The sequence below is a fragment of the Haloarcula sp. CBA1115 genome (assembly GCF_000827835.1).
GTDB classification, from domain to species: Archaea; Halobacteriota; Halobacteria; order Halobacteriales; family Haloarculaceae; genus Haloarcula; species Haloarcula hispanica.
Window position 1 is genome coordinate 2,140,057 of sequence record NZ_CP010529.1, and the last position, 26,852, is coordinate 2,166,908.

The 26,852-nt window shown below is 63.5% G+C and carries 30 protein-coding genes; 16 read left to right on the plus strand and 14 right to left on the minus strand.

The window, feature by feature from the left end:
* The first annotated feature begins 45 nt into the window (after positions 1-45).
* A complete protein-coding gene (locus SG26_RS10695; protein WP_014039538.1) occupies positions 46-228 on the plus strand; it encodes a hypothetical protein in 183 nt (60 codons plus the stop codon).
* Between the two features lie 29 nt (positions 229-257).
* Here SG26_RS10695 and SG26_RS10700 read toward each other — a convergent pair whose 3' ends face one another.
* Positions 258-1,007, minus strand: a complete 750-nt coding sequence (locus SG26_RS10700; protein WP_050038271.1) for a hypothetical protein — start codon at positions 1,005-1,007, stop codon at positions 258-260.
* Between the two features lie 78 nt (positions 1,008-1,085).
* On the opposite strand from SG26_RS10700, the gene SG26_RS10705 reads away from it, so the two are divergent.
* On the plus strand, positions 1,086-1,391 hold the full coding sequence (locus SG26_RS10705) for a MazG-like family protein (protein WP_050007456.1): 306 nt from the start codon (positions 1,086-1,088) through the stop codon (positions 1,389-1,391).
* Here SG26_RS10705 and dnaJ read toward each other — a convergent pair whose 3' ends face one another.
* Positions 1,392-2,546 carry a molecular chaperone DnaJ gene (dnaJ, locus tag SG26_RS10710; protein WP_050037554.1) on the minus strand — a complete coding sequence of 385 codons (1,155 nt, stop codon included), beginning with the start codon at positions 2,544-2,546 and terminating at the stop codon, positions 1,392-1,394.
* Between the two features lie 246 nt (positions 2,547-2,792).
* On the opposite strand from dnaJ, the gene SG26_RS10715 reads away from it, so the two are divergent.
* Complete coding sequence (locus tag SG26_RS10715; protein WP_014039542.1) at positions 2,793-3,311, plus strand: hypothetical protein; 519 nt, start codon at positions 2,793-2,795, stop codon at positions 3,309-3,311.
* An 86-nt stretch (positions 3,312-3,397) separates the two neighbouring features.
* Here SG26_RS10715 and SG26_RS10720 read toward each other — a convergent pair whose 3' ends face one another.
* The gene (locus SG26_RS10720; RefSeq protein ID WP_014039543.1) at positions 3,398-3,706 is read right to left on the minus strand and encodes a HalOD1 output domain-containing protein; all 309 of its coding nucleotides are present in this window, start codon (positions 3,704-3,706) and stop codon (positions 3,398-3,400) included.
* Between the two features lie 622 nt (positions 3,707-4,328).
* Between SG26_RS10720 and SG26_RS10725 the strand changes: the two genes are divergently transcribed.
* Positions 4,329-5,138: a TrmB family transcriptional regulator gene (locus tag SG26_RS10725; RefSeq protein WP_050037555.1), complete on the plus strand. Its 810-nt coding sequence runs from the start codon at positions 4,329-4,331 to the stop codon at positions 5,136-5,138.
* A gap of 37 nt (positions 5,139-5,175) precedes the next feature.
* On the opposite strand, the gene SG26_RS10730 is transcribed toward SG26_RS10725, so the two are convergent.
* The 9 genes from SG26_RS10730 to SG26_RS10770 all read right to left on the minus strand — a co-directional run bounded on the left by SG26_RS10730 (position 5,176) and on the right by SG26_RS10770 (position 12,875).
* Positions 5,176-5,493: a hypothetical protein gene (locus tag SG26_RS10730; RefSeq protein ID WP_008310829.1), complete on the minus strand. Its 318-nt coding sequence runs from the start codon at positions 5,491-5,493 to the stop codon at positions 5,176-5,178.
* A gap of 455 nt (positions 5,494-5,948) precedes the next feature.
* Positions 5,949-7,853, minus strand: a complete 1,905-nt coding sequence (dnaK, locus tag SG26_RS10735; protein ID WP_050037556.1) for a molecular chaperone DnaK — start codon at positions 7,851-7,853, stop codon at positions 5,949-5,951.
* A 165-nt stretch (positions 7,854-8,018) separates the two neighbouring features.
* Positions 8,019-8,705, minus strand: a complete 687-nt coding sequence (locus SG26_RS10740; RefSeq protein WP_014039547.1) for a nucleotide exchange factor GrpE — start codon at positions 8,703-8,705, stop codon at positions 8,019-8,021.
* A 75-nt stretch (positions 8,706-8,780) separates the two neighbouring features.
* Entirely contained in the window at positions 8,781-8,972 is a 192-nt protein-coding gene (locus SG26_RS10745) for a DUF1328 family protein (RefSeq protein ID WP_014039548.1), read from the minus strand.
* 44 nt (positions 8,973-9,016) lie between these two features.
* The gene (locus tag SG26_RS10750) at positions 9,017-9,637 is read right to left on the minus strand and encodes a hypothetical protein (RefSeq protein WP_014039549.1); all 621 of its coding nucleotides are present in this window, start codon (positions 9,635-9,637) and stop codon (positions 9,017-9,019) included.
* A gap of 90 nt (positions 9,638-9,727) precedes the next feature.
* Positions 9,728-10,618, minus strand: a complete 891-nt coding sequence (locus SG26_RS10755; RefSeq protein WP_014039550.1) for an RNA-guided pseudouridylation complex pseudouridine synthase subunit Cbf5 — start codon at positions 10,616-10,618, stop codon at positions 9,728-9,730.
* Between the two features lie 4 nt (positions 10,619-10,622).
* Complete coding sequence (gene cmk / locus SG26_RS10760) at positions 10,623-11,201, minus strand: (d)CMP kinase (protein ID WP_050037557.1); 579 nt, start codon at positions 11,199-11,201, stop codon at positions 10,623-10,625.
* A gap of 45 nt (positions 11,202-11,246) precedes the next feature.
* On the minus strand, positions 11,247-12,137 hold the full coding sequence (locus SG26_RS10765; RefSeq protein WP_014039551.1) for a DUF106 domain-containing protein: 891 nt from the start codon (positions 12,135-12,137) through the stop codon (positions 11,247-11,249).
* Between the two features lie 87 nt (positions 12,138-12,224).
* Positions 12,225-12,875, minus strand: coding sequence for an adenylate kinase (locus tag SG26_RS10770; RefSeq protein WP_050037558.1), 651 nt, complete (start codon positions 12,873-12,875; stop codon positions 12,225-12,227).
* Between the two features lie 104 nt (positions 12,876-12,979).
* On the opposite strand from SG26_RS10770, the gene SG26_RS10775 reads away from it, so the two are divergent.
* Positions 12,980-13,432 (plus strand): peroxiredoxin, encoded by a 453-nt coding sequence (locus SG26_RS10775; RefSeq protein WP_050037559.1) that lies wholly within the window; start codon positions 12,980-12,982, stop codon positions 13,430-13,432.
* Positions 13,433-13,477: 45 nt separating this feature from the next.
* Here SG26_RS10775 and SG26_RS10780 read toward each other — a convergent pair whose 3' ends face one another.
* Complete coding sequence (locus tag SG26_RS10780; protein ID WP_050037560.1) at positions 13,478-14,353, minus strand: homoserine kinase; 876 nt, start codon at positions 14,351-14,353, stop codon at positions 13,478-13,480.
* A 123-nt stretch (positions 14,354-14,476) separates the two neighbouring features.
* Between SG26_RS10780 and SG26_RS10785 the strand changes: the two genes are divergently transcribed.
* Both SG26_RS10785 and SG26_RS10790 read left to right on the plus strand, forming a co-directional pair.
* Entirely contained in the window at positions 14,477-16,708 is a 2,232-nt protein-coding gene (locus SG26_RS10785; protein WP_050037561.1) for a histidine kinase N-terminal 7TM domain-containing protein, read from the plus strand.
* A gap of 11 nt (positions 16,709-16,719) precedes the next feature.
* Complete coding sequence (locus SG26_RS10790) at positions 16,720-18,078, plus strand: NAD(P)/FAD-dependent oxidoreductase (RefSeq protein ID WP_050037562.1); 1,359 nt, start codon at positions 16,720-16,722, stop codon at positions 18,076-18,078.
* 39 nt (positions 18,079-18,117) lie between these two features.
* Here the strand turns inward: SG26_RS10790 and SG26_RS10795 are convergent, their stop codons facing one another.
* Positions 18,118-18,726, minus strand: coding sequence for a DUF6149 family protein (locus tag SG26_RS10795; protein WP_050037563.1), 609 nt, complete (start codon positions 18,724-18,726; stop codon positions 18,118-18,120).
* Between the two features lie 121 nt (positions 18,727-18,847).
* On the opposite strand from SG26_RS10795, the gene SG26_RS10800 reads away from it, so the two are divergent.
* The 9 genes from SG26_RS10800 (at position 18,848) to carB (ending at position 26,813) form a co-directional block, all read left to right on the plus strand.
* A complete protein-coding gene (locus tag SG26_RS10800; protein ID WP_014039558.1) occupies positions 18,848-20,098 on the plus strand; it encodes an NAD(P)/FAD-dependent oxidoreductase in 1,251 nt (416 codons plus the stop codon).
* Between the two features lie 49 nt (positions 20,099-20,147).
* A complete protein-coding gene (locus SG26_RS10805; RefSeq protein WP_050007783.1) occupies positions 20,148-20,372 on the plus strand; it encodes a hypothetical protein in 225 nt (74 codons plus the stop codon).
* A gap of 52 nt (positions 20,373-20,424) precedes the next feature.
* Entirely contained in the window at positions 20,425-20,841 is a 417-nt protein-coding gene (locus SG26_RS10810; protein WP_050037564.1) for a hypothetical protein, read from the plus strand.
* Positions 20,842-20,915: 74 nt separating this feature from the next.
* On the plus strand, positions 20,916-21,689 hold the full coding sequence (locus SG26_RS10815) for a hypothetical protein (RefSeq protein ID WP_004963969.1): 774 nt from the start codon (positions 20,916-20,918) through the stop codon (positions 21,687-21,689).
* Between the two features lie 54 nt (positions 21,690-21,743).
* Entirely contained in the window at positions 21,744-22,277 is a 534-nt protein-coding gene (locus tag SG26_RS10820; protein WP_050037565.1) for a DUF5815 family protein, read from the plus strand.
* A 49-nt stretch (positions 22,278-22,326) separates the two neighbouring features.
* Positions 22,327-22,836 carry a hypothetical protein gene (locus SG26_RS10825; RefSeq protein WP_225308126.1) on the plus strand — a complete coding sequence of 170 codons (510 nt, stop codon included), beginning with the start codon at positions 22,327-22,329 and terminating at the stop codon, positions 22,834-22,836.
* Entirely contained in the window at positions 22,833-23,087 is a 255-nt protein-coding gene (locus SG26_RS21965) for a hypothetical protein (RefSeq protein ID WP_225308125.1), read from the plus strand. Before SG26_RS10825 ends, SG26_RS21965 begins: the two co-directional genes overlap by 4 nt.
* Positions 23,088-23,174: 87 nt before the next feature.
* Positions 23,175-23,405, plus strand: a complete 231-nt coding sequence (locus SG26_RS10830; protein WP_014039561.1) for a hypothetical protein — start codon at positions 23,175-23,177, stop codon at positions 23,403-23,405.
* A gap of 156 nt (positions 23,406-23,561) precedes the next feature.
* A complete protein-coding gene (gene carB / locus SG26_RS10835) occupies positions 23,562-26,813 on the plus strand; it encodes a carbamoyl-phosphate synthase large subunit (RefSeq protein WP_050037566.1) in 3,252 nt (1,083 codons plus the stop codon).
* Positions 26,814-26,852 lie beyond the last annotated feature (39 nt).

Below are 26,852 nucleotides of genomic sequence, written 5' to 3' on the forward strand. Positions count from 1 at the left end.
GCAAAGCCAACGTTTAGACGACCCGGGCTCCAATGATCGGCTGTTATGGAATTCGATACGACAAAGACTGCAATCGCCTTTCTCGTCCTTGTCGGGGTAATGGTGAGTGGCTCGTTCATGGGAATGCCTTCGAGTATCGCACTTCCCGTCAGTGTCGGGCAGATAGTCGTCTTCGCGCTAATTCTAGCGCTCGGCGTCAAACACGGCGAGTACCGCGCGACTCGCTAAACGGCCCCGTAGCGGACGATTAAAAGGAGCTACGACGGCGTCGTGTCGTCTGGCCGAACAACGGTTTCTTCCGGCGCATCCCCGTCAGCAACAGCGATATCCCCAGTCTCGTCGCCACCGAACACCACCGTCGCGCCGGCCCGCATCGGTGCAAGCAGTCCGGCGATGATTGCCCCCGCCGTCGTCATCGGTGCCCGGAGCGCGACAGTCGTCTCCGCGCCGATATCGTAGTCTGCGACGACACGACCGCTTTCGGCCATGAGTTCGCCGTGCGTGTACGTTCTGTCGGCCGCCAGCACGTTGTCCTCGGGCGCGACTTCGCCCGGCGGCTGGAGCGGGTTCTCGCTCCACAGCTCCCGCTCGAACTGGGCGATGGTGGGATCATCGACTGGGCCGCCGTATGCTAATCCTTTCGTTCCCGGCCCCTGCGTGTAGCGGTCGAGCCACGCCGCTGGTGCGACCAGTGCTGTCGCATCGACCGCATTCGGCGGGTCCATATCGACGACCGCGCCATCGAGCGCGGCCGCGAGGAAGGCAAGCAGCGCGTCCGGCCCGTCCCGAAGGTAGCCCAGCTGGTCCTCGTCAGTCGGCTCTTTCGGGCCGACGACGACGGCGACCCGCGTCCCGTGCCGGACGCCGTAGTGCCGCAGCAGATTCCCGCCTTTCCAGGCGTTCGTGGCGAAATCGGAGTAGCTGTACGGTGTCGACCGCTCCGGCGAGCGAAAGAGAACGCCGTCGCGGTCGCGGGCCTGCGCGACAAGGTCACCGAGTACCTGCATGTGTCGTCGTTCGGTCCCGCCGATGAAAAACAGCGCGGCCACAAAGCCGATATAAGTGGCCCCCTCCACGCTCTAGAAATGAAAAGGCAACAACAAGTCGCCGACGTGCTCAGATACAATGACTTCGACACACCGCCCGCCCACCGGCTGCTCGACGTGGTGGCTGAACTCGGTGACATCGCGGCCGAAGTCAACGAAACGACCGGCTACGGTACCGACTCGACGGCGCTGTCGATACGGGAGGAGGAACTCGGCGACGCCCTGTTCGCGCTGCTCGCGCTGTGTGAACAACTCGATGTCGATGCCGACGCCGCGCTCTCGGCGGCGCTTGCGAAGTACGAGGGTCAGTCCGGCTCAGACGGGACGCCGGCGAGCGGCGACTGACTACAGCGAGTTCTTCAGTTTCTCGAAGAAGCCTTCCTCGACGTCGACCTCCTCGCCACCGGCCTCCGCGAACTGTTCGAGGGCCTCCTTCTGTTCGGCGTTGAGGCTGTCGGGCGTGACGACCTGCACCTGTACGTAGAGGTCACCCTTGCCGCGTCGGCGGAGTCGCGGCATTCCTTTGCCCTCCAGTCGGAACACCTCGCCGCTCTGGGTCCCGCTGGGCACGTCGACTTCGACTTCGCCGTCCAGCGTCGGGACAGTGATGGTGTCGCCGAAGACGGCCTGCGGGAACGAGATGGCCTGCTGGTGTTGCAGGTCGTCGCCGTCGCGCTCGAAGTCCGGGTGGTCGCGCACGCTCACCTCGATGAGCAGGTCGCCGTTCGGGCCGCCGTTCTCGCCGGGCGCGCCCTCGCGCTCCATCCGGAGCGTCTGCCCGTTGGCGATGCCGGCCGGGATCTCGACTTCGAGGCTCGCGTCGTTCTGGACGACGCCGTTGCCCCGACAGGTCGAACACGTCTCGTCGTACAGCGTTCCCTCGCCGTCACACCGGCGGCAAGTCGTCCGCTGCTGAACCCGGCCCATCGGCGTCTGCTGGACCTGCGTCGTCTGGCCCTGCCCGTTACACTCCGGGCAGGTCTCCGAGTCGGCCCCCGGCGGATGCCCGGCCCCGTCACAGTCGTCGCAGGCTTCCGGCCGGGTGACGTTCAGCTGCTTTGTCGCGCCGTTGTACGCCTCTTCGAGGTCGATTTCCAGTCGCGTCTGGAGGTCCTGGCCCTGCCGCCGTCGGCTGCCACCGCGCCCACCGCGGCCACCGCCGCCGAAGAACTGGTCGAAGATATCCTGCATATCGAAGCCGCCAGCGCCGCCGCCGAACGGGTCCCCGCCCATGCCGCCGCGGCCGCCGCCACCGCCAGCGCCGCCGCGCTTCTCGGCCTGCTCGAAGCGCTCGTGGCCCATCTGGTCGTACATCTGGCGCTTCTCCTCGTCGGTAAGGACCTCCTTGGCTTTCTTGGCTTTCTTGAACTTCTCCTCGGCGTCGGGGTCGTCGCTCACGTCCGGGTGGTATTCCCGGGCTTTCTCTCGATAGGCCTCCTTGATCTCGTCTTCGGAGGCGTCCCGAGAGACACCGAGTATCTCGTAGAAATCCTGACTCATTCGTTGTACGAGGCTTAGACGATTGAGCTACTTCAAAAGAACGGGTTGCCGACTAGTAGTGTTTGACTGTACTGCTTACACACTGATCACACTGCTGTCGTGCGATCAGGTGTGCATTGCTGTTCAATGGCTACTATAGCTCTTTACCGTGGTCCAATTGAACGGGTCCTCGAACATTCAACTAACGACTCCAGCGTTCGGACCGTACCGGGGCGCTTATTTCCGTGCCGGGGGAGGATTCGGGCAATGAATCCTGAGTCGTCGCGTGGTCACCGGGGTCTCGTCACGGTCGAGCGAGTCGCAGTCTGGGGGCTCGCGGCGCTGGCCGTCGTCGGGCTGGCCGCACTCGTCGTCGGCCCCGGCGCGGACCTGCGGACGGCGTCCCCGTCGGTCACCATCGACGGCCAGTTCGACGCCGAGGCAGGGGCGGTCACGCTTACCCACGCTGGCGGGGACAGACTCACGGACACCAGCACGCACGCGCTGGCGCTCGTCGTCACTGATGCCGACCGGAACCGCTCGACCACGCTGACGTGGGCTGAGGCGGACCAGCTACCCGTCGAATCTGACGATACAATCGTTCTTGACGACCCGCGCGTGGACTCAGACGGTGACGGTAACTACCTTGACGGCGACGTCTCCGTCGGCTTCTTCCTCGACAGCGGCGATACGATTGCGGTTCGCTGGACCGGCCGCCCACTCGGTGCGCCGGGCGAGCGGACGACGACGCTCGACACAGTGACGCTCGGTAACGAGACTGGCTGACTGTTTGCACCTCACGGGCGGGTCCGTATAGCGTCTCCGGGAAGCGTCACCGGCCGCCATCGGTGGTGTGCCTGTCCTGCAAACGGTCACGAACGGACGGGCCCGGTGCGGACATACACGTCCCCGGCTCCGGTCACGGTCACTGCGTAGTCGTCCAGCTGAAACGAGAGCGAGACGGCTCTGTCCGGACCTGATGCATGGACAAATAGCTCGTCAAGCGCGTCCGGATCGAGCGTTTCGATGAGGGGCGATAGCTCTATGGCCTCTCGGTCAGCCGCGATCGCGACCGTTTGCATCACCGCGACTGACGGTGAGACAACGTCCCAGTCGAACTCCGCGTGGAGGGTGTCCGGGTCGTCAGATGTCCGGTCGGGCCGCCTGTCGGACCCACTCATTACTGGAAATATGTCTATCTATCATATTAATTCTACTGTCAATTCATCAGTTGGATATGTGATGTATAATACGGCTACCTAATACCCGAGTGAACACCGGTTACGTGTCCGCGAATGTACAGTACTGGTTACAGTTTATAACCGTAGGCTGATACAATAGCTATCTGATGAACTTGCTTTTCGGAGTGAACTGTTTCCATCGGGCGGTGAAGTTACGGGCAGCGAGATGACTGCTGAGTTCTATCTGACAGCGATCCGCTTCGGCCGAATCACGTTCCGGACACATCGCTCAAAGCCTGTCGGACCGACTTTTTGAAAGTAGCACGCAGCAGATGTGGTTGGGACACATAGATTGCTGCGTGCCAACTACTCATAGTCAGGACCCATGTATAACAGTTGTGTGATTAATTGAGTAAATATAACTGTCGCGTAGAAACAACGTCGACACACATCACCGATTACAACGGCTAGAGGCCCATTCAGTTACGATACACCGTGGATCGTTCGTCGACCACCGCTCACTGAGACGAGAGCCGACAGTGTTACAGTAACAACGTCTTTTACCTGTGGGCGTCATCTCTCTACACATCCTCGGCTTCCACCGAGATGAAGGTTGGGACACATGACATCTGATGCAACACACGAAGAAGCAGTAAGTTTACTCCAGGAGTTGGGCCTGAAAGAGTATGAGGCGAAATGTTTTGTCGGACTCTCTCGGATGTCCAGCGGTACAGCGAAGGGACTGAGCGAGGTGACGGAGGTCCCGAGAACGCGGGTCTACGACGCCGTCCGGATTCTCGAAGCGAAGGGGCTGGTCGAGGTCCAGCATTCCAGTCCCCAGCAGTTCCGGGCCGTCCCGCTCTCCGAGGCCACCGAAACGCTCCGCGATCAGTACGAAGAGCGCGTCGAACGCCTCCAGTCCGCGCTACGCGAGATGGGAAGCATCGAGTCCGACGACGACGAGGCCGAGCTACAGGAGGTCTGGTCGCTCACCGGGTCCGAAGCTATCGAGAACCGTGCCGCGGCAATCATCGGCGACACGACCAACGAAGTGGTCCTCGTCATCGGTTCCGACGCGGTCCTCACCGAGCCACTGATCGAGCAACTCAATTCCATCGACTCGGATATCGACCTTATCGTCGGAAGCGGGTCCGCTTCGATACGGGACCGCGTGGAACAGGAAATCCCACGCGCGACCGCGTTCCTGTCGGAACTGGACTGGCTCCGCGGCGAGATGACACCGCAGGAAGACGCTGCTGTCGGCCGGCTCCTGCTCGTCGATCGGTCGGCAATGCTCGTCAGCTCAATTGACCCGCAGAATGGCGACGAACAGGCCATCTTCGCGACCGGACTCAGAAACGGACTCATCGTCATCGCGCGCCGCCTCCTCTCGCAGGGCGTCGTGGAAATGACGCCACTCGAACAGGATTAGCGAACAACGCAGTTCGGGATTTTGCCCACCCTATCTCTCACTCGTCGTAGTTCTCGGAGAGGAACGCAAGGAGCGGTCGGACCTGCTCGTACTCCGGGCCGCGTGTTACCCAGTGGGTCTCCCGGTCCCATTCGATGAGCCCTATCTCCGCTAACTTCGGGAGATGCCGGTGATAGAGGTCCGCCGGGATTGCCGGCTCGCCCACTGGTGTCCGACCGCCGTCGAACTCCGAGATGGACGGCCGCCACCGCTCCGTGTCACGTATCGCTAAGAGTATCTGCCGACGGTCTTCGTGTCGCACCGCGTCGAGGTGGGTGCTCAGCCGCTGCGCTTGTATCTGTTTCTGGTTGCTCACTGTGCGGCCGTACGCTCGACTATCTGATATATATGCGCTATTTTCATTATCTTATACTGTTTTGATTATCAGGGTTACCTGCGCTAGGCGATCCCTACTAATACTCCGATTCCTTGGTTAGGAGGATCGGAACAGCGATGTGCCCGCTCACAGCGATTGTCAACTCAACATGATGGAACGCAGCCATGTACTGAACAGATACTCCTACTGACCCAATCCGACCGCTTCGTGAATCCGACAACGCTCCCCAGACCCGTGGATTCAGCTTCAGTACTTCCGGCACTCAAAAAATATGTGCCGTTCACCGTTGCGAGCCCGCCAGACACGTCTAACGAGCTGGTGAAAACGACTTATTCTTCGTCATCGTCTTCGAGACGTTCGCTCCGCTCACGTCTCGAAACACCGGAAGATATCGCTTCGCTCATCTTCCGAGCCGACGACTCGGCCTCGTCCTGTTAGTCCTCGTCCTCGTCGTCGACGTCTTCGAAGTCGGCGTCGACGTACTCCTCGCCCTGCTCTGCAGCGCCGCCTGCTGCGCCACCTGGCCCAGCGGCTCCGCCGGCCCCGGCTGCGCCGCCCGGACCAGCGCCCGCTGCGCCGCCGGCGGCCTGCTGGGCCTGGTCCTGGTACATTTGCTTGCCGATCTCCTGCAGTTCCTCGCTCAGGGTTTCGGTGACCTCCTCGTAGTCTTCCTTCGTGGCGTCCTCGTCTTCGAGGACTTCCTCGACGTCCTCGATTTTCGCCTCGATGTCGGACTGGAGGTCTTCGTCGATCTCCTCCTCGTTCTCGTCGAGGAGCGTCTCGGCACGGCGGACGGACGCTTCGGCCTCGTTGCGCGCTTCGATGCGCTCGCGGCGCTGCTCGTCCTCTTCGGCGTGCTGTTCGGCCTCCTGTTGCATCTCCTCGATCTGGTCGTCGGAGAGGCCAGCACCGCCTTCGATGGTGATATCCTCCTTGTTGCCCGAGCCCTTGTCCTCGGCTTCGACGTTGACGATCCCGTTCTCGTCGATGTTAAAGGACACTTCAATCTGGGGCGTGCCCGCGGGGGCCGGCGGGATGCCGGAGAGCGCGAACGCGCCGAGCAGTTCGTTCTCCTCGGCAATCTCACGCTCGCCCTGGAAGACGCGGATCTGGACCTGCGTCTGGTTGTCTTGAGCGGTCGTGAAGATCTTCGACTCCTCGGTCGGAATGGTCGTGTTCTTGTCGATGAGTCGCTCGAACAGGCCGCCCTTGACCTCGACACCCAGCGATAGCGGCGTCACGTCGAGCAGGACGATGTCGTCCACGTCGCCCGAGAGGACGCCGGCCTGGATGGCCGCGCCCAGCGCGACGGCCTCGTCGGGGTTGACGTTCTTCTTCGGCTCTTGCCCGGTCATCTCTTCGACCTGGTCTTGCACCTGGGGCATCCGCGTCGAGCCACCGACGAGGATGACCTCGTCGATGTCGCTCTTGGTGTAGTCCGCGTCGGCGAGCGCCTGCTCCGTCGGGCCGACGGTGCGCTCGATGAGGTCCTCGGTGAGCGACTCGAACTTCGCACGCGTGATCTTCTGTTCGAGGTCCAGCGGCCCGTCGTCCGTGGTCGCGATGAACGGGAGGTTGATGCGGGTCTCCTTGCGCGAGGAGAGTTCTATCTTGGCTTCCTCGGCGGCTTCGGTCAGCCGCTGGAGGGCCTGCCGGTCGTCGCGCAGGTCGATGCCGTGTTCGGCCTCGAACTCGTCGGCGAGGTAGTCGATGATGGCGTGGTCCCAGTCGTCGCCACCGAGGTCGTTGTCCCCGTTCGTGGCGACAACCTCGTAGACGCCCCCACCGAGATCGAGGATGGAGACGTCGAAGGTGCCGCCCCCGAGGTCGTACACGAGGACGGTCTGGTCGGACTCGTCGTCGAGGCCGTAGGCCATCGCGGCCGCGGTCGGCTCGTTGACGATGCGCTCGACCTCGAAGCCGGCGATCTCCCCGGCGTCCTTGGTCGCCTGGCGCTGTCGGTCGTTGAAGTACGCCGGGACGGTAATGACGGCCTTCTCGATCTCGTCGCCGAGGTACTCCTCGGCGTCGTGTTTGATCTTCTGCAAGATCATCGCCGAGACCTGCTCCGGCGTGTACTCCTCCCCGTCCAGTTCGACCGAGTAGTCGTCCTCGCCCATGTGGCGCTTGATCGACTGGATGGTCTCGTCGGGGTTCTTTACCGCCTGGTTCTTCGCCGGTTTCCCGACGAGTCGCTCGCCGTCGTCGAACGCGACGACAGAGGGTGTCGTCCGCTCGCCTTCGCCGTTGACAATGATTTCGGGGTCGCCACCTTCCATGACCGCGAACGCGCTGTTCGTGGTCCCAAGGTCGATACCCAGAATCTTGTTGCTCGCCATCTTACCCGCTCATAGCGGATTGCGCCGGTTAAAAGTTGCTAGATGTACTGACCGGAAAAACGGACAAAGGGGCCTCCTCCGGGCGGTTTTATACTCGGTGGCGTTCCCTGACCGGTGATTATTTAATGTACCGCAATACGACCGCTATACCATCGTGGTCGCCCGCTACTCCTCGCTCTCGCTGACGGTGACCTGTGCCTCGCGTAGCACTTTGTCGGCCATCTCGTAGCCCGGCCGGTGGACATCGGCGATGGCTCCGTCCGGCTGGTCGCTGTCGACGCGGGCGAGCACCTGATGCTGTGTCGGGTCGACGTCTCCGCCGGGCTCGGGGTCGATGACCTCGACGTTCTCGGCGTCGAGCACGTCGTCAAGCTGACGGAGCGTGGACTCGACCCCGCCTCTGATATCGGTGTCCTCGTCCTGTCCGAGCGCGCGCTCCAGATTGTCCCGAACGTCGAGCAGCCGCGTCACGAGGTCTTCGGTGGCGCGCTTCTGTTCCTGTTCGCGGCGCTTGTCCATCCGCTTTTTGTAGTTCTGGAACTCCGCTTGCTTGCGCTTGAGCTTCTCCTCTAGCTCCTCGATGTCGTCGTCCTGCTGTTCGACCTGCGATTCGAGACTGTCTACGCGTGTCCGCAGTGCGGAGAGTTCCCGAGCGACGTCTTCGGGGTCCGATTCGGCGACCCGGTCGACCAGATCGTCGTCGACGTCGAACTCGCCCAGGTCAACCTCGTCCGCGGTGACGTCCTCGGGGGCGTCTTCGAAATCCGCGTCGACGTTGCCGTCCGCTTGCGCCTCGCTCGCGGTCGACTCCTCCGTCGCGGCCGTGTCGTCGGCTGCGTCCTGCTCGGTCATACCCGATAGAAGTCGTCACATGGATAAAAGGATTCAGAAACGGTGTGGCGGTGACACTACCCACCGAAGCCGGCGTCACAGGAGGAAGCTAACGACCATCAGGACGAGGAACACGACGACGAGTATCTTCGCTATTCGCATGCTGAGCCCCGCCACGCCCCCCAGGCCGGCCAGCCCAGCAACGACGGCGAGGACGAGAAACAGCAGCGCCAGTTCGAGGAACCCGCCACCGGGCTGAAGCGGGACCGCAGTTAGTAGGTGCTTCATGCCGTTGTGTACCACCCCATCCTGATTTATTATAGATCCCCTAATCAGGGACCGATGGCGAACGCGCCGGGGTCGTACTGGAACCGCGTTCGATAGGCAGTCCACTCACCGAGTTCTTTCAAGCGGTATTTCGCGAAGGAGGGGTTCCGAACCAGTTCCAACTCTGCGAGCCGTTCCCGGACCGGGTCGAAAAGGGTCGCCCAGTCGAGTTCCCGGAGCGATTCGTCCGGGTTCGCCTCGCTCTCAGTGAACGTTAGTCCGTCGTCTGTTCGCTCGATGGTCCCGTACTGGTACCGGGTCCAGACGGTATACTCACCGAACGGAACGGTCTCAGTGGGTGGCGGCGGTCGACGGTACTGCGCCTGAAACCGCTGGTGTAGTTCGTCGCCACCCCACAGCACTCCGCGGGTAAGGAGCTTGATCCGTCGGTTGGCGTCAACACCGCTGTTGTAGACGATACGTGCGTGTTTGTATTCGCTGGACCGGAACTGCTCGGCGACGTCGTCGTCATGGTGGATATCGATCTCGTACTGATACGGCAGTGGCGTCCGACTTGCGCGTTCGAGCACTGAGACCGTCTCCTCGCCCCGGCGCAGGTCGTCGTACGGTCCCGTTCCACGCCACTGCGCCGGGTCGGCCTCGTCGGGGTCGACCCATCGGTCCATACTAGTACTATGCGTGAAGCGTTCTTAGCTTTTCCCGCGGCTCATGAGTCCCTGACCCGGAATTATCGACGTTGGCCCCGGAACGACGACCTACACCAGCACGCGGTCGAGTTCGACAACGAGGCCGCTGTCGGCGTCCGGGTCGCCGACGAGCGTTCCCAGACAGACCGCAGCGCCGTCGGGCGTGACACAGACAACCTGCGAACCCGTCTCGGGCGTCGCGTCGCCGGCTTCGGCCGGCCCAGTTTCGATGACACCCGGCGCATACACCGGCGCACCGTCTTCGACTTCCCGAGCAGCACTCGGTGCAATCGTGACCCGCGGCAGGTGGACCAGCGCGCGCTCCGCCGGCTGGACAATCTCGCGGAGTTTCCCCTCGTCACCCTCGTCGGCAAACGCTAGCGCGTCGACGAGGTCGTGCATCGTCGACAGCGACGCGTCGTCGAAGGTACCGGTCGCCGTCCGGCGGAGATCGCCCATGTGTGCGCCGGTCCCCGCCGCCAGCCCGATATCGTGACACAGTTTCCGGATGTACGTGCCCGAAGCGCACCGGACGCGCAGGAGCAGCCGACGCTCGCCCTGTTCGAGGATGTCCAGCGAGTGAATCCGCCGCGCGCGCAGTTGGCGCTTGACCGCGCTCTTCCGGGGCGGCTTCTGGTAGACCTCGGTCTCGAACTCGGCGACGATATCCGCGATGTCGGCGGGGGCCTGGTCGTGGAGTTCGAGCACCGTCACGTACTCCTTGACAGCGTCGTCGAACACCTGCGCCATCCGGGCGGCGTCGCCGAGCAACACGGGGAGACAGCCGGTCACCTTCGGATCGAGGGTCCCGCCGTGGGCGACCCGGTCCTGGTCGGTGGCGTTGCGGATCCAGGCCGCCACCTGGTGGGCCGAGGGTCCCGGTGGCTTGTCGAGGTTGACGACGCCGAACGAGCGAAGCGAATCGAGGTCCCGTTCGCCGGGCGGGGCACGGAGTGTCATCGGCTCAGAACTCGTACCGGATGTTCTCGACCGGTGCCTTCCCTTCGTCGCCGTCCGGGCTGTACGATTCGACGGCGTGCAGGGTCACGCTCAGAACGCCCTGCGGGTCCCAGCGAGCGGTGTTGACCGCCAGATCGTAGATAGAGAGGTCGTCGAAGTCGATGTCGTAGTAGTCGCTGTAGCGCTGGGCCTCGCTGTCGCCACGCTCCCGGGTTTCGGTCTTTGCCTGTTCGAAGGGCTTGTTCTCCCGTGTCGCGATGCGGTCGGCGCGCACATCGAGCGGCGCGGTCAGCCACAGTTTCATGTCGGCGTACTCGCCCGCCATCCAGCCGGCGAGACGGGACTCCAGTACGAGGTCGTCGCGCTCGGCGGCGATATCCCGGAGCCGGCGGTCCAGATCGCGGTCGATCTGATCGTCCTCCTCGGCGGCTTTGTTCAGTTCGAGCGGCGTCATCCCGCGCTCTTCGGCCAGCGAGCGGAAGATATCGCCGCCGCTGACGTGCTCGTAGCTCAGGGCGTCGGCCAGGCTCTTGGCAAGCGTGCTCTTGCCGCTGCCGGCCGGGCCGGAGACGGTAATCAACATAGAGGTGTTCGGGGGGCCCCGATAGAAAGGGCTGTCTCTTCGCGCCTACCCGGTCGGCGTCGTCTCGACGTTGAGCGCCTTCCGGATGATCTGGGTGAACGACAGCGAGCACAGGAAGTACCAGACAATCCACGCCTGGACTGGGCCGGCGACGCTGTTGCTCCACGCTTCGACCTCGCCGAAGATGGGGAGCGTAATCACCGGGCTCGCGTCGACGCCGGCTCCGAAGACGATCCAGTAGAGCCAGAGGAACAGCGGAATGTTGACCAGCATGATCCACACCATCGGGCGGAACTGCTGTTTGAACATCCCCATCTGGTCGGTCATCAGCTCCATCTGCTCCTCTTCCAGACGGTCAAGCGCCTCTTGGTCGTCGCGTTCCTTCGCGGCTTTGCGGCGCTCTTTCAGGTCCTCCATCTTCTCCTGATGGTCGCCCATCCCCGACATATCCATGAGGTTGTCCTGGAGAATCGTCGAGGTGGTGCCGGTGATGATCGCAAGCACCAGGATGACGACATAAAAGGGAAGCATATCGTTGAGCGGCCCGAGGACAATGTCGATGACCCCGCCTGCGATAACGTCACGGACCGAGGTCATCGAGTAGCCTGCAAACAGGCCGAGCGTCCCGAGGCCGGCGAGCTTGTCCCACTTCGACCAGCCGCTGTCGTCGTCATCGTCGCTGGGCTCGGCGTCGGACTCTTCAAGCGCCTCGCGGACGCCCTCGGGATCGTCGATGACGAACCCCTCGCCGTCGGCGTCGATGAGCAGGCCGGATTCGATGAGCCGGCCCCACTCGCCGCTCGTGAGGTCGTCGCTCACGTCGCTCCAGGTAACGGTCCCGTTCTCTTCGGCCGCAGCGAGTACCGTCGAGAGCGCATCAGTCATTGCCTCGCCGTCTTCGGCGAGTCGTTCTACCTTCGGCGCGGTACGTGCCATTGTGTGTGCTTGAGGTGCGACGGCATATCAACGTTTTACTCTGACTGTCTCGACGATATCGGCCTCGAACGGCGGTTCCGTCGCGTCTCAGGCCGTCTGTGCGTCGACGGCGTCCTGAATGTCGCTCCAGACCTCGTCGGGCGTCTGTTCGCCATCGACGGCGACGAAGCCGTCGTGGTCCCCGTAGTGGTCGATGACCGGTGCGGTGTTGTCGTCGAACACGTCCAGTCGGTTGCGGACGGACTCCTCGTTGTCGTCGTCGCGCTGGATGAGGTCGCCGCCACAGTCGTCACAGACACCGTCCTCTTCGGGCTGATTGAACTCGACGTGGTAGTTCGTTCCGCAGTCGTCACAGACCCGCCGGCCCGTGAGCCGGTCGACTAGCTCCTCTCGCGAGACATCGAGCGAGAGAATCACGTCGAGGTCGGTCATCCCTTCCAGCTCCTCGGCCTGTTCGAGGTTGCGCGGGTAGCCGTCGAGGACGAACCCGTCGGCCTGGGACAGCGCTTCGTCGACGATAGCGTTGACCACCGCGTCCGGCACGAGGTCGCCCGCTTCCATGTATTCGCGGGGCGTGTCGTACTCGGTGTCCATGTCGCTGATGTCCATGTCCTTGTTCGCCCGGAGCGCGTCACCGGTCGTGATGTGTTCGACGCCGTACTCTTCGGCGAGGTTGGCGCTCTGAGTTCCTTTACCGGCTCCCGGCGGCCCGAGAATCAGGATTCGCGGATTCGACATAGGAACGGTTTCCGAGGGGTCAGTTAAATGGTTGTCCAAATCACGCTGGCGGGTCACGCTGCCGCCACCCAAAGGCGTGTAGGCCCCGCCGACCAACCGACGGTATGCTCGAACCCGGAGCGCCAGCGCCCGACGTCAGCGCCCAGAACCAGTTCGGCGAACCCGTCTCGCCCGACTTCGAGGAGCCGACGGTGGTGTACTTCTATCCCGAAGATTTCACCGGCGGCTGTACCATCGAAGCCCGCGACTTTCAGGAACACCTCCCGCAGTTCCGCGAGGGCGGTATCACCGTCTACGGCGTCTCGATGGACGACGTGGCGACCCACGACGAGTTCGCTGAGGAGGAGGGCCTGCTGTACGACCTGCTGGCCGACTCCGACGGGACCGTGGCCGAAGCGTTCGGCCTGGACACCAGTGGCGGCCGGACGGACCGCCGGACGTTCGTGCTGGCCGACGGTGAAGTCAAGTCCGTCTACGACCCAGCCCCCTCGAACCCCGAGGGCCACGCCGAGGAAGTGCTCCACGACGTTCGCAACGAGTACGTCCAGGGTGGATAGACGGCTGTAGCCTGTTTTGCCGCGACAGCATACCGACCACCAGTCTCAGAACACTTCAGCGCCGCCGCCGATTCGGGTCTGGTACACGCGGGCATCGACGCCGCGCTCGCCGAAGGCGTCGAGCATTGTGCTCGCGATTTGCCGACGGTCTTCCTCTGCGCAGGCGGCGATAACCGTCGGGCCGGCCCCGGAGATTGTGACACCGGTTGCACCGGCCGCCAGCGCGGCTTCACGAACCTGTTCGTAGCCGTCGATGAGCTTCGCGCGGGCCGGCGTCACCACGGTGTCGTGCATCCCCTGGCCGACGAGTTCGGGGTCGTCGCGGTGCATCCCCGTCGTCAGCGACGCGGCGTTGCCGACCGTCTCTACCATCTGATCGACGCGGGCGGTCTCGGGGACGACGTTGCGCGCGTCCCGCGTGGAAACGACGATGTCGGGGAGACAGGCGACGAGGGGGATGTCGGCATCGACCTGCGTGACGCCCTTCTCGGTCGCGATGGTGAACCCGCCCATGATGGAGGGGGCCACGTTGTCGTCGTGGGCGTCCCCGGAGACGACGGCCTCGCCCTTGGCGGCGATTGGGACCAGTTCCTCGCGGGAGTAGCCGCGGTCGTACAGTTCGTTCAGCCCGACGGCCGCCGCGGCGGCGCTGGCCGCGGAGGAGCCCAGCCCCGATGCGGGACGGACCCCCTTGTCTATCTGAATGCGTGCCGGCGCATCGAGCGCCTCGGCGACCGCGCCGACGGTGTTTTTGTCGGGGTCCTCCGGGATATACTGGCTGCCAGCGCCAGTCATTTCGATGGTGACCCGGTCGGCCTTCTCCAGACGGACGACGTCGGCCGGACGCTCCAGTGCGACGCCGAACACGTCGAAGCCGCTCCCGAGGTTCGCACTGGTAGCCGGCGCCCGGACTGTCAGCATGCCTGCGAATTTCAGCAGTGTAGGCAAAAAGGTAGCGAACCGACACTGTGGCCGTTTCGCAGTACTGAGAACGCGGCCCAAAGGCATAATACAGGGAAACCTGACGTTGGAATAGGTATCGATATGGATGTCGACATCGCCACGGTCGCCATCCTCGGGAACGCGGGTGGGGCGCTCATCGGTTTCGCAATCGCTGTCGTCGCCGCCCGAAACCAGGATGTCCCCGGCGCTCGCCAGTACGGCTGGCTCGCGGTCGCTGGGGGCTGCTGGTGTGCTCTCTCGATATGGCAGATACTAGTTTCGGACCCCGCCGCTGTCAGGACAGTGTACCTGCTGTCGCGAACCGCCGCTATGCAGGTCATCGGGCTCTGGGTCGTCTTCGCGCTCGTCTACACCGGCCGACAGTCGTGGCTTCGGCCATCGTCTCTCGTCCCGCTGTTTCTCGTGGTGAACGCGGACGTGCTGTTACTGCTGACGGACCAGGCACACGACCTCGTCGAAGTGGTGGCCGTGCCTGTCACTCAGCTCGGTACGACGCTGGTCGCCATCCAGCGTGGTCCCACGTTCGCGGTACTTCTCGCCGTCAGTTACGGGCTGTTACTGCTCGGATACGCACTCCTGATTGAGTTCTTGTTCCGGTCGCAGAACGTCTATCGGCGACAGACAGCGGCGATCATTATCGGAACCGGCCTTCCGATATTCGTCGCTGTGCTGTATGATTTCGGCTACACGCCGCACCCGGCCATCGACTTCACGCCGGTAGCGTTCTCGCTCAACGCGGTGCTCGTCGGCTGGGTACTGTTCAAGGACGAGTCGCTGTCTGTGACGACGCTGTCGGGTGACACCCTCGTCGACAACCTCCCCGACCCGGTCATCGCTCTCAACGACGACTGTGTCATCATTGATTACAACGCCGCGGCGGCCAGCGCACTGGATCAGCCGGACCCCGACGGAGAGTTGCTTGACGACCTCGTCCCGGGGCTCGTTGACCACATCGAGCGTGGCGAGGTGTTCTCGTTCGGAGATTCGTTCACGTACTACAACCCACAGACGACGAGCCTCACCGACCAGTCCGGGACGGAACGCGGTCGGCTCGTCGTTCTCAGGGACGTGACCGGCCAGCAGCGCCGCCAGGACCGACTCGAAGCGTTACAGGCCGCGACCCAGCAGTTTATCGAGGCCGAGACCGCCGAGGCGGTCGCGGAGATGGCTGTCGAGTTCGCGACGGCCGTCCTCGACCAGAACGCGGCGGGCGTGTTCCTCGAAGACGACGGCATCCTCGAACCGGCCGTCATTAGCGAATCGATTGCGGAACACGTCGAGGACGAACTGCTGTACGCCTCGCCGACGGACGAGCCCGAAAGCAAGCTCTGGAAGACATACGAAACCGGTGAGATACAGGCCGTCTCGCTCGATAAGGACGGACTCGACCCACTGGACAACGCGCTGATGCTGCCGCTTGGCTCCCACGGCGTGATGGCGATCACGTCCCACGACAGCACCCTCGCCACGGAGGACAGGCGATACGCCGCGATTCTGGCACAGACGACGCAGGTCGCCCTCGACCAGGTGGAACGCGAGCGCGAACTCCGCCAGAGCCGCAGTTCTGTCCAGCGACGCCGCGAGCAGATCGAGTTCTTCAACGGCGTCCTCAGACACTCGCTGCACAACGCGATGGTCGTCATTCGCGGCCGCGCGGAGCACATCAGAACCGACGTGCCGCGGTCGAAACGACGGCATCTCGACAGCATCAGCAACTGGTGTGGGAAGCTCACGGAGATGAGCGAAACGATCCGGGATATCAACAACACCGTGACGGCGAGCGAAGCTGAGCGGTTGGACGCCGTCGACCTCAACGCCACACTCCGTCGCTCGATTGAGTCGCTCCGGGTCGAGTACGATTCGGTATCGATCTCCTGTGAACTGGACGGAGACTACAGCGTGCAGGCGAACGAACTGCTCGAAGAGGTCCTCCTGAGCATCCTCCGGAACGCGGTCGACCACAACAACGCTGACACCCCGCAAGTGACCGTCTCGGTCCAGCAGGCCAGCGACTGGCTGCAGGTCCGTATCGCCGACGACGGCCCCGGAATGAGCGACGAACTGAAGACGACGGTGTTCGAACGCGGGCTCTCGCCCGACCAGACCGCTGGCGGCTTCGGCCTCTACTTCGTCTCGGTCATGATGGACCTGTACGGCGGGACGCTCTGGTTCGAGGACAACCACCCGACGGGGACCGTCGCGATCCTCGAATTCCAGCAGGCGGTGACGGGTGATGAGGCGGAAGATGACTTCGGACCCGACGACACGGAGACGGCGGCGACCGAAGCGCAAACTAAATCCCACGACCGCTGATAGGTCGGGGTATGATTGGCGTCGTCGGTGGCGGTATCGCCGGCCTCTCGGCAGCGTACCGGCTCCAGCAACGCGGCCACGAGGTCCGTGTGTTCGAAGCGAGCGAGGATCTGGGCGGCCTGGCAGCGACCTACGAGACGGCCGGGGACCCCATCGAGAAGTTCTATCACCACCTCTCGAAATCCGAGGAAACCATCGTCGAACTCGCCGAGGACCTGGGCCTCGGTGACGCGGTCGAGTGGCACATCGGGGAGAACGCCTACTACGTCGACGGCGTCGTCCACCCCATGGACAAGCCCTGGGAGATCCTCTCGTACCCGCATCTCTCGCTGTACGACACGTTCCGGCTGGGGATGCTCGTCCTCGACATCGACGTTCGCGGCGGCATCCCGTCGTTCGACACCTACGAACGCTTAGAGGACTTCGAGGACGTGCCTATCGAGGAGTTCGTGGTCGAACACACGACGCGGGGCGTCTACGAGAACTTCTTCGAGCCGCTGCTCGACGCGAAGTTCGGCGACCGGAAAGGCGACGTGAGCGCCGCGTGGCTGCTCGGGCGGGTCAAGTTCCGCGGCGAGCGGGACATCCTGAACGGCGAAATCCTGGGCTACTTCGACGGCGGGTTCGGCCGACTGCTCGACGCGCTGGTCGACGCCGTCGGCCCCGAGAACATCGAGACGGGCACGCGTGTGACCGACATCGAGACGAGCGGCGGGACCGTCTCGTCGTTGACGGCCACGGACGGAACCGAGACGACGGTTCACGAAGCCGACGACGTCGTCGTCGCGGCGATGCCGAACGTACTGGAGGAGTTGACCGGCTACACCTGCGATATCGATTTCCAGGGGACGGTGTGCTCGGTCATCAGCATGGACGAACCCCTGCTGGATACGTACTGGCTGAACATCGCCGACGACGCCCCCTTCGGCGCGCTCATCGAACACACGAACTTCGTCTCCGCCGAGCGGTATGGCGGCGAACATCTGCTGTACGTCGCGCGCTACATCCAGGACGAATCAGAAGCCATCTGGCAACAGAGCGACGACGAGGTTGCCGAGACGTGGCTGGACGGCATCGAATCGCTGTTCCCCGAGTTCGACCGGGACGCCGTCAACTGGATTCGGACGGGGCGCAATCCCCGGACGGCACCGGTGTACGAGCGTGGCTATCTGGACATGGTCATCCCCTACGACCTCGGCGACGCCGTCGCGGACGGCCTCTACTACGCCGGGATGGCCTCGCGCGCCCAGTACCCGGAGCGCTCGCTCAACGGCGGTATCGTCGCGGGCTTCGAATGCGCCGACCGGATCGCAAGCGGACCGACAGCGGCGACGGACCACGATTCGCCGCTTTCGGAAGCCCAGCGCTGAGAGCGTCCTGCCGAAGAAATCCTGTAATCGCCGCCCGAGTCAGTCGCCAGCCGCGCCTTCCACGTCGTCCTCGTCGATGACCGGCGCGTCGGTCGGGCTCACGTCCTCCGGCTCCTCGCGGCCGCCGCCGACGATCATCTCGCCGTCCTCGGTTTCGACGTACACGTCGTCGGCGAACCCACCGACGGCGTGGGGGTGTTCCGGCTCGTCCAGTCGCTCCGGCGTCGACGGTGCGTCGGCAACGCCACCGGCCGGGCGGAACGTCCCGAGCGGGTCGTCGATGGTGATGTCGTGGGCGTCGAAGAAGTCCGCGTACCGCTCGTAGTGGGCTTCGAGTTCGTCGGCCGGGAACTCCATCATCTCCGTCCAGCCGTGGTTGTAGAAGTCGAAATTCGCCTGGATGTGGGTGATCTCCCGGGCCTCGGCCTCCGAGTACTCCGCCTGGAGCGCGGCCACGTAGGTGTCCATCGTGGCGTCGAAGAAGTCGTCGAGGTGGTCACGCCGCTCCTCCCGGTGGGCCTCGTCGGCCTTCCCGAGGAAGATCTTTGTGTGGAGTTTCACCAGCCCGTAGTTGGCCACCGACCGGACGCCGGGTGTGGTCAGCGCCTTCTTGCTCGCCCAGTGGCGCGGGTTCTGGTATATTTTCATTTCAGTCACGAATACGGGCTACAGCGCCTTCAAATCCCCGACTATCGGTGTCTTCAGTGCGCTATCGCAAACGATACGCAGATAGCAATCCACATTAAGCCTGATTTCGTATCGGCCGTACATGAGCACGTCGCACGTAATCATCGGTGACGGCATCGCGGGTGCGTCCGCAGCCGAGACAATCCGGGAAGCGGACCCGGACGCGTCGGTCACAGTCCTGACCGACGAGGGGGAGGCACTGTATAACCGGATCCTCATCAAGGAGTTCGCCAAGGGGAAGCTGCCGGAAGCGCCGATCTCCATTCACGAGCCGGAGTGGTACGACGAGCGTGACATCGACCTGCAGCTGAACACCCACGTAACGGACATCGATCCCGACGCTCACGAGATCCACACCCACAAGGGGGACACCTACGAGTACGACAAGCTGCTGGTGGCCACGGGCGGGACGCCAGCACAGCTACCGGTCGAGAACAGCGACGCCGACGGCATCCACCACTTCTGGACGTTCCAGGACGCGCGTGGCATCCGCGAGCACGCTGATGAGTCCGATCAGGGCATCATCGTCGGGGCGGGCCTGCTCGGCATCGACCTCGCGGCGGTCTGTGCCGCTCAGGAAATCGACGCGAAGTACCTGATGCGTGGCAACCGCTGGTGGCGCTACGCGCTCTCGGAGGACGGCGCGGAGATCATCCACGAGGCCCTCGAAGAGAACGGCGTCGAACCCGTCTTCGAGTCCGGCGTCGACCACTTCGAAGTCGACGACGACGGCCACGTCACCGGTGCCGTCGACCCCGACGGCAACCACTACGACGGCGAGTGGGCCGGCGTCGCTATCGGCCTCGATTTCAACACCGAGTTCCTCAACGGAACGGGGCTCGAACTCGACGACGGCGTCGTCGTCGACGAGTACATGCAGACCAACGTCGAGGACATCTACGCCGCGGGCGACCTCACCAAGTTCTACGACACCATCCTCGACTCCCAGGCGCAAAACGGCGCGTGGGGCTCGGCCAAGGAACAGGGGTCGGTCGCCGGGACGAACATGGTCGCAGACGCCGAGGAGAAGGAGTTCCGCTGGGTCTCCTCGTACTCCATCACGCACTTCGACTTCCCGTTCCTCTCCTTCGGGCACCCGACCCGCGGCGACGACGAGGCCGAACGGAAGTACTCCGACAGCGAGTGGCGGCGTCTCGCCTTCGAGGACGGACAGCTCATCGGCGGCGTGCTGATCGGCGACCTCTCACAGCAGTCGGCGTTCAAACAGCTCATCCGCGAAGAGCGGCAGGTCGCCGACAAGAAGGAACTGCTGCTGGAGAAGGAAGTGGACCTCGAAGAAGTCAAGGCACAGACGCCCGCACCGGCCGAATAAGGCTCGCCGACACCGATCTTTTTCAGCGCTGCGGACGTTAGCGATGCGTATGCGTGACGCCCTCTCCAGCATCGTTGTCCGGCTCATTCGTCGTGACGGCCAGTCGGGTGCGGCAGACGCAGCAGCCGATGACAGCGGTAGCTTCGCCGGCTCGCTGCTCGATGCGTCGGTCAATTACAGTCACGGCCAGAGCGACCGTCAGGCCTCCAGCGAGATGGCGGAGCTACAGGAGGAGGCTAACCGGCTCGCCGAGCAGGACCAGCACCGAAAGTAACTGCCCGCGGGAGAACGACGCTCTTTTTTCGGCCTAAAGCGGAGTGTCGCGTATGGATGGCGGCAGCGGCGATATGACACTCGCGTTCGACCTCGACGCCCTCAAGCAACTGGCCTATCCGGACAGCGTGTTCAACGACGCGCGCCAGTGGTCTGAGTACGTCGGCGTCATCTCCGAACAGCCCACCTACGTCGTGACCAACTTCACCCGGAAACACCGGATCAGACAGGACTTCTTCTCCGGGCCGCGCGGCCGCGAGGAGAGTCTCGAAAACGTCAGAGAGCAGTTCGACACCGACCGGCACGTCTTTGTCGGTGCGGACGACGAGGACGCTGACCTCGCCGAGGCGGCGGGCTGGGAGTACCTCCCAGTCACGCAGGCCGCAGAGGCGGCCGACTGGGACCTCGGCGAACCGGAGACGCCGGACGCGACAACCGACGCGGACGAGGAGCGCGACGACTGGCCGTAGGCGGCACGGCTCCGCTGTCGGCGGGAACCTTCGATTCGAATAGTTTTATATTTTCCCGGAGAGCGACTGAAGATATGGCCCTCCAGATCGGCCGTGCTTTCCAGGACGGTATTGACGAACTACTCAGCGAACGTGGGGCGATGTTTGCCGGCGTATTCATCGTCTATGGATTGCTCAGCTCTGTTGTCTGGGCGTCACTTTCGCAGGCGTTCACAGAACTGTTTCTGGGGCGACTGCCGAGCGATGCACAGGTAAATCAGGCAGCAATGGCTGGGGGTACCCCACTGGCACTCGACCTGCCGCTTGCAGTTGCTGGCGTCGGTGCGCTCGTGTTGCTTATCCTCAATGAGGCGCTGAACATCGTCGCAATCCGTGCCTTTGCCAGTGATGACCGCGAACCGATTCCCGACAATGTGGGCCGACGGCTCGGGAGGACCGTTGTGGTCGCGATCGCAGCCGGCATCCTCACCACTATCGCAGTGGGTATCGGCCTCATTCTACTCATCATCCCCGGACTGGTGTTTGGACTCCTGTTCTTCTTTGTCCGACAGGAGATTGCACTGAACGACAGCGGCGTTATCGAATCAATTAGCAACAGTGTCAGCGTCGTCACCGACAACCTCCTCGCCACGTTCGTTCTGGCTATTGTGCTCGTGGTGCTTGGATTCGTTCTCGGAGGTGCCGTCAGCTTCCTCCCGATCTCGTTGCCGCCGATGGTGTTGGCGACAGTCTCTACTGTCTTCTCAAGTGTCGTCAGCGTCTTCTCAATCGCTGTGACGACTGTCGCGTACCTCCAAGCAACGGGGTCCAGCTACACACAGGATACAGAGTCCATCGGCGGGCTCTAACCCGCTGTAGTCCGTATCGCGGCCTTTAACCACGCGAGCGACCAATCACGGGTAATGGCTGAACCGCGCGTGCCCGGTGGGCGCGAGTCCGAACTCGAACTGGCCTGTGGCGAACTCGTCGACACGCATGACCTCCATCTGGGGATGCGGGAGTTCGCGTGTGACTGTGGGCAGACTCACGCCGTCGTGCTCGACCCGCACCCGCTGGCACGCTTCGTTCCGGAGTTTCTCACCGAAGTGCTGCACGCGACTATCGAGACCAACGACGACTACGACGAGTTCACCACTGTCCACCTGATGGGCGTCGTCATGGAGGAGTTCCCGGAGAAAGTCGTCGCCGCCGACACCAGCGAGGACGGGTCGGTCGGCTTCTCGCTGGCGTGGGTGAGCGACTTCGACTCCCGCCGCCTCCACGAAATCGTCGTCGAACTGCTCGTGGAACTGATGGAACACGCAATCAGCCACGCCGAGGACGACGACGTGATGGCGGAGTTCGAGGAGCAGATGCTCCAGTTCGACGTCGACGCGTTCGTCGAGCAGTACCGGGACGAGCGGAACTTCGACGGCCGGTCGGACACCGCCATCTGAGGCCGACTGCGACCTGAGTACTTAGTTGGTCCGGTCCCCACGCTGACGCATGGCGGGTCGCGTCGCGGTCGTGCTCTTGCTTCTGGTTTTTGCGGGCTGTGGAGCCTTCGGCGGGGCGGAGCGACAGACGGTGACGCCAGTTCCGGTCCCCGAGCAGTCTCAGGACGACCGGGTCGAACCCGCCCTGACCGAGGACGCCGTCGACGCCAGGCGACTCGCGGCGGCACATCGGCGTGCAACGCGGAACCGCTCGTACGTGCTTGGAATGCGGCTGTCGCTGGAATGGGGCACGCAGGTCGTCTCGCTCGTCGTCGAAGACAGGTATCACTACCAGTTCCGGACCGAAATCCTCGATCAGAACTACACTAAGCGGGTGTACACCAACGGGAACCGACGCTACGTCTACGACGAGCGAGCACAGGGGGCCGGACCGCAGCGAGGCGGCCAACTCCGGTCAGCGGGGTACTCGACCCCGACCCCGCGCGACTCATCGAAGCCTATCTCGCGACAAACGTCAGCGTTGAGCGACCCAGAGACGACTGCGACACCTGTCGCGTGACGCTGACGGCGACGGACCCACCGGCGGCGTTCGAACCGGCCGACAATTACAGCGCACGGGCGACTGTCCGGCCGGACGGACTCGTCCGGTCGCTCACCGTCTCGTACTGGGACCGCTCCAGAAACTCGCTGGTCAGCTACGAAATCCGGTACTCTGCAGTCGGCGAGACAACCGTTTCCCGACCGACGTGGGTCCGAAAGCGCTGGGGGAACGCGACAGACAGCGACCCCGAACTGTCCGACAGCCAGTGACTCGCCGCTGTCGGTCGATTTCCCGAAATCAGCCGTCTGACTGTTGTCTGACGGTGTTATATGATGGTTGCGGTGTTGTAACTGTGTATGGCTATACGTGAGGGAGAGTTCGAGCGCATCCTGACAGTGCTCGAAGAAGCTGACACCGACGGCACGCTGACGGCCCGCGAGATCTGTGACCTGCTCGAAGAGCACGACGAGGCGTTCGGGAGTGCCCACCGGGTAGCGACTGTCCTCGGTCGCCGTGCGCAGTCCGGCGAGGTCGAGGTCATTCAGGGCCAGCCCTACCGGTATCGCGTTCCCGACCGCGACAACTGACGCCTCTCAGCACCGCTGCCGTCGGAATTCTAACTTGTGGCTTCTCTGTGAGACAGCCAATCGTATGACACTCATACGTTACGATATTCGAAATTAGGCTTCGAGCTTCGCATTGTTTCGCCGGGCTTATTACGATGTATAGACTCCGCTCGTACAATGACAGCGGACGAGGACCGTACAATCCTACTCATCGGCAGCGGCCCGATCAAGATCGGACAGGCGGCCGAGTTCGATTACTCCGGCGCACAGGCGTGTCGTGCCCTTCAGGAAGAGGGTGCCCGCGTCGTGCTCGTGAACTCGAACCCGGCGACGATTATGACCGACCCGGAGATGGCGGACAAGGTGTATCTCGAACCCATCAACACCGAAGCCATCTCTGAGATTATCCGGAAAGAAAACCCCGACGGCGTCATCGCCGGTCTGGGCGGCCAGACCGGCCTGAACGTCACGGCCGAACTCGCCGAGGAGGGCGTCCTCGACGAGTACGACGTGGACGTGATGGGGACGCCACTGGACACCATCTACGCGACGGAGGACCGCGACCTGTTCAAACAGCGGATGGAGGACATCGGTGAACCGGTGCCGCGCTCGACGACCATCACGCTCGACGAGGGCGAGTCGGTCACCGATCTGGACGAGGAATCGCTCGTGGACCGCGTCGAAGCGGCCGTCGACGAGGTCGGCGGGCTCCCCGTCATCGCACGCACGACGTACACGCTCGGTGGCTCCGGCTCCGGCGTCGTCGACGAGATGGACGAACTCATCGAACGCGTCCGCAAGGGCCTGCGCCTCTCGCGCAACAACGAGGTCCTCATCACCGAATCCATCTCCGGCTGGGTCGAACTCGAATACGAGGTGATGCGCGACGCCGACGACTCCTGTATCATCATCTGCAACATGGAGAACATCGACCCGATGGGTATCCACACCGGAGAGTCGACCGTCGTCACCCCCTCGCAGGTCATCCCCGACGAGGGCCATCAGGAGATGCGCGACTCCGCGCTGAAAGTCATCCGCGACCTCGGCATCCAAGGCGGCTGTAACATCCAGTTCGCCTGGCACGACGACGGCACGCCCGGCGGCGAGTACCGCGTGGTCGAGGTGAACCCGCGTGTCTCCCGCTCCTCTGCGCTGGCCTCGAAGGCAACCGGCTACCCGATTGCCCGTGTCACCGCGAAGGTCGCGCTCGGCAAGCGCCTCCACGAAATCGACAACGAAATTACCGGCGAGACGACCGCCGCTTTCGAGCCGGCTATCGACTACGTCGTGACGAAAGTGCCGCGCTGGCCTATCGACAAGTTCCGCGACACGGAGTTCGAACTGTCGACGGCGATGAAATCCACCGGCGAGGCGATGTCCATCGGTCGGACCTTCCCCGAGAGCCTGCTGAAGGCCCTTCGCTCCTCGGAGTACAATCCCGCTGCTGACTTCAACGAAATCGACGACGCAGAACTCGAAACGGAGTACCTCGAAAAGCCGACGCCGGACCGACCGTACGCGATGTTCGAGGCGTTCTGCCGCGGCTACACCGTCGAGGAAGTCGTCGATATCACCGACATCAAGGAATGGTACGTCGAGCGGTTCAAAGAGGTCGCCGACGCCGCCGACGCCGCCCGCGAGGGCGACTACGAGACCGCCGCACAGGCCGGCTTTACTGATCAGGAGATCACCGCGCTGGCCGGCGGCGAGTTCAACGACACGCACGTCTCCTGGCTCCCGGCGGACCTCGACGAGGACGGCGGCGACGAGCCGGAAGTCGAAGCGGCGACGGATGGCTCTGGTGTCACAGTTGACGCCGTCGAGACCGAAACGACCGACCGCGACTTCAAACTCGTCGACACCTGCGCCGGCGAGTTCGAGGCGACGACGCCGTACTACTACTCGACCCGGGACCCACTGTCGGGTATCGACCGCGACGAACTCCAGATCGACCCGGACCTCGAAAGTGTCGTGGTCGTCGGTGGCGGTCCCATCCGTATCGGGCAGGGCGTGGAGTTCGACTACTGTTCGGTCCACGCGGTCCGCGCGCTGGAGGACCTCGGCATCGACGCTCATGTCGTCAACAACAACCCCGAGACGGTGTCGACTGATTACGACACCTCCGACGGGCTGTTCTTCGAGCCGGTCACCGCTGAGGAAGTCGCCGACGTCATCGAAGCGACCGACGCCGATGGCGTGATGGTCCAGTTCGGCGGCCAGACCTCCGTCGACATCGGCCACCCGCTCGAACAGGAACTCCAACGCCGCGACCTCGACTGTGAGATCATGGGGACCTCCGTCGACGCGATGGACCTCGCCGAGGACCGCGACCGATTCAACAAGCTGATGGACGAACTCGGCATCTCACAGGCCGAAGGCGGCTCCGCGACCTCCAAGGAGGAGGCCCTCGACCTGGCCCACGACATCGGCTACCCCGTCCTTGTGCGCCCGAGCTACGTGCTCGGCGGCCGCGCGATGGACGTGGTGTACAACGACGAGGACCTCGAAACGTACATCGAGGAGGCCGTCCGCGTGAGCCCGGACAAGCCGATTCTCGTCGACGAGTTCCTCGCCGACGCCGTCGAACTGGACGTCGACGCCGTGGCCGACGAGGACGACGTCCTCATCGGCGGCGTGATGGAACACGTCGAGACGGCGGGTATCCACTCGGGCGACTCCGCCTGTATGATTCCGCCACGGTCCCAGGAGATCAAAGACGTGATGCCGCGCATCCGCGAGGTCGTCGAGGACATCGCCGACGCGCTCGACACCGTCGGTCTGCTGAACGTCCAGCTCGCCGTCCGTGACGGCGAGGTGTTCGTCCTCGAAGCGAACCCGCGCTCGTCCCGTACCGTTCCGTTCATCTCCAAGACGGCCGGCGTCCCGATCGCGAAGATCGCCGCCAAGGTGATGTCCGGCGCGACGCTATCGGAACTCGACGTGCAGGAGCAGATCCCCGAGCAGGTCTCTGTCAAGGAAGTCGTCCTGCCCTTCGACCGCCTGCCGGGGTCGGACCCGCGTCTCGGCCCGGAGATGAAATCCACCGGCGAGGTCATGGGCACCGCCGGTTCCTTCGGCAAGGCCTACCAGAAGGCCCAGATGGCCGTCGGCAAGGCAATCCCGCTTGAGGGGACGGCCATCGTCGACCTGCCCATCCTCGGCTTCGAGGAGCACTTCGACGTACAGGACTTCGACGACTACGAGGACACCGACGCTATCATCGACGCCATCCAGAGCGGCGAGGTCGACCTCGTCCTCTCCCGCGACCGCGACGTGCTGGAAGCCTGCGTCGAGGAGACCGTGACGTACTTCTCGACCCACGAGAGCGCCGAGGCGGCGCTGGAAGCCATCAACTCCGCCGACCAGCCACTCGCCGTCCAGGCCATCGACGAACGGCCAAAGACCCAGCGCGAGTGGGGCGCTGAGTAACGCCGGCTAGCCGCGGGAGCAAACCGCTCACCGCGGCGG